The 2,853-nt window shown below is 66.6% G+C and carries 2 protein-coding genes; one reads left to right on the top strand and one right to left on the bottom strand.

The annotated features are described in order from the left end of the window. Positions 1–1,877 (top strand): heavy metal translocating P-type ATPase (locus D769_RS29415; protein WP_008652232.1); only part of this gene is annotated, 1,877 nt, incomplete at its 5' end. A gap of 53 nt (positions 1,878–1,930) precedes the next feature. Here the strand turns inward: D769_RS29415 and D769_RS29410 are convergent. Then, positions 1,931–2,821: a polysaccharide deacetylase family protein gene (locus D769_RS29410; RefSeq protein ID WP_040011343.1), complete on the bottom strand. Its 891-nt coding sequence runs from the start codon at positions 2,819–2,821 to the stop codon at positions 1,931–1,933. Positions 2,822–2,853 lie beyond the last annotated feature (32 nt).

Genomic DNA, 2,853 nt, shown 5'->3' with positions numbered 1-2,853 from the left:
CGTGGTGGCCGCTGGCGGCTGCCGGTGCGCTGGCCGTGGGCGCCGAGGTGGCCGAATGGTTCCAGATTGCCACGCCGTACCTGCCCGCCGCGCTGGCGCTGGCCACCGTGCTGTTCGCCGGTCTTGGCGTCTATCGCAAGGGCTGGATCGCCGTGCGCAACGGCAACCTGAACATCAACGCATTGATGAGCATCGCCGTCACGGGCGCGATGCTGATCGGCCAATGGCCTGAGGCGGCCATGGTGATGGTGCTGTTCGCGCTGGCCGAGCGGATCGAGGCAGCCTCGCTGGATCGCGCGCGCAATGCTGTGCGCGGGCTGATGGCGATGGCGCCGGAGCAGGCCACCGTGCGACAGGCCGATGGAAGCTGGCAGCCGGTGGACGCGCGTCAGGTGCCGCTTGGCGCCATGGTGCGGTTGCGCCCTGGTGAACGTGTGGCACTCGACGGCCGCGTCCTGAAGGGACAGTCGGCACTGGATCAGGCGCCGATCACGGGCGAGAGCGTTCCGGTCGACAAGTCCGTGGGCGACAGCCTCTTCGCCGGTTCGATCAACCAATCCGGCGAACTCGAGTACGAGGTGACCGCGCCCGCCGATGAGTCGACGCTGGCCCGCATCATCCACGCCGTGGAAGCCGCGCAGGGCAGCCGTGCGCCCACGCAGCGCTTTGTCGACCAGTTCGCGCGCATCTACACGCCGGTGGTCTTTGCGATTGCGCTCGCAGTCGCAGTGATCCCGCCGCTGTTCATGGGCGAGGCCTGGCTTGCATGGATCTACAAGGCGCTGGTGCTGCTGGTGATCGCCTGCCCCTGCGCGCTCGTGATCTCGACCCCGGTCACCATCGTCAGCGGACTGGCCGCTGCCGCGCGGCGCGGCATCCTGATCAAGGGCGGCGTCTACCTGGAGCAGGGGCGCCAACTGTCCTGGCTGGCGCTCGACAAGACGGGCACGCTGACGCACGGCAAGCCCGCGCAGACCGATATGGCGCTACTCGTCGACGACGCGCCGGAAGCTCGGGCGATTGCCGCAAGCATCGCGGCGCGTTCCGACCACCCCGTCTCGCTCGCGGTGGCCCGTGCGGCCGAAACCGATGGCGTGGCGCGTTTCGAGGTGCAGGATTTCGCGGCGCTGCCGGGGCAGGGCGTGCGTGGCACTGTCAACGGTGTGGCGTACTGCCTTGGCAACCATCGCCTGATTCATGATCTCGGCGCCTGCTCTCCTGCGCTCGAAGCCCGGCTCGAGGCCATCGAGCGGCAAGGCAAGACCATCGTTCTGCTGGCCGCGATGGATTCTGCAGTGCCGCGCGCGCTGATTCTGTTCGGTGTGGCCGACACGGTGCGCGAAACCAGCCGCCAGGCCATCGAGCAACTCCATGAACTCGGCGTGAAGACGTTGATGCTCTCCGGCGACAATCCGCATACGGCCCAGACCATCGGGGAGCTTGTCGGCATCGATGAAGTACGTGGCAATCAGTTGCCGCAGGACAAGGCCGATGCGATCGCCGCGCTGACCGATCAGGCGCACACCCACGCTGGCCGCGTCGGCATGGTCGGTGACGGTATCAACGATGCGCCGGCACTGGCACGGGCGGATATTGGTTTCGCGATGGGCGCGGCCGGTACGGATACGGCCATCGAGACTGCGGACGTGGCGCTGATGGATGACGACCTGCGCAAGATTCCGGCGTTCGTGCGGCTGTCGCGCCAGACTTCGACCATCCTCAAGCAGAACATCACGCTCGCGCTGGGGATCAAGGCCGTGTTCCTGGTCCTGACCGTGATGGGCATGGGCACGATGTGGATGGCCGTGTTTGCCGATATGGGTGCGAGCCTGCTGGTGGTGTTCAACGGGCTGAGGCTGACGCGCAAGGCCGTTTGACGGCCTGTGGCAGTGTTGAGGATCGCGCTCCCCGCCATGGGGAGCGCGAAAAATCAGGGCTGAATAATCAGTTCGCCGCTTCGGCCCGGGATTTCACCCCAGGTCACGGGCATCTGCGGCAGATCGCTGCGATCGATGTGCTGGTAATACGTTGCCATCGACACAAGCTGGTGACCTTGCGCGCGCCAGCCTGACAGCAGTCGCTTGAATACCGGCGCCAACTTGCCACCTTCCAGCTCCGTATGGAGCGTGAAAATGTGGTCGCCGTCGCCCTCGGTCAGCTTGAGCACGGCCTCGTGCACATTGTCTTCGGTCAGGTCGTCCACGCCGATCAGCTCGTCGAGCGTTGGCAGCGTGGTCGGCATCTGCACGTGGCGGCAGGCCTTGCCATCGACCGTCGGGATGTAGGGCGCCGTCCCGCGTCCATCGGACGCGTAGACCATGCCCCAGTCGTCGATCTGGCGAAACGCCTCATTGTTCATCTGCCAGCCGGCCGCACCATGCGTCGTCGGGGCGGCACCGAAGATATCGGTGAAGCGCTCGAACGATTGCTGCATTTGTTGGCGCGTCCAGGCCGCATCGCGCTGGCGCACGTTGTCCTGCCAGTAGACGTGGTCCCAGGTGTGGATGCCGCACTCGTGGCCCGCTGCGGCGGCCGCACGCATTTCGGCGGCGCCCTTGCGGCCGATGTCGGGCCCCGGCAGCAGCACGCCGTACATCAGCGTGCGCAGGCCGTAGTTCGACACCACGGAAGTCCGCGAGACCTTCTTCAGGAAACCGGGACGGAACACCCGGCGCAGCGCCCAGCCCGTGTGATCCGGGCCGAGGCTGAACAGGAACGTGGCTTCCGCCTCGACGGCGGACAGCATGGACAGCAGCGCGGGCACGCCTTCGCGCGTGCCGCGCAGCGTGTCCACGTCTACCTTGAGCGCAATGCGTGCCATGAAGCGATCAGTTGTCGGCGTCGACCAGCGTG

The sequence above is a fragment of the Cupriavidus sp. HMR-1 genome, assembly GCF_000319775.1.
Lineage (GTDB): Bacteria > Pseudomonadota > Gammaproteobacteria > Burkholderiales > Burkholderiaceae > Cupriavidus > Cupriavidus metallidurans.
The sequence above is the reverse complement of the archived record's forward strand: the minus strand, read 5'-3'. Positions and strand labels throughout refer to the sequence as shown.

Excerpts from the sequence above, each read along its gene's own strand:
- D769_RS29410 (WP_040011343.1), bottom strand. The coding sequence starts at position 2,821 with ATGGCACGCATTGCGCTCAAGGTAGACGTGGACACGCTGCGCGGCACG.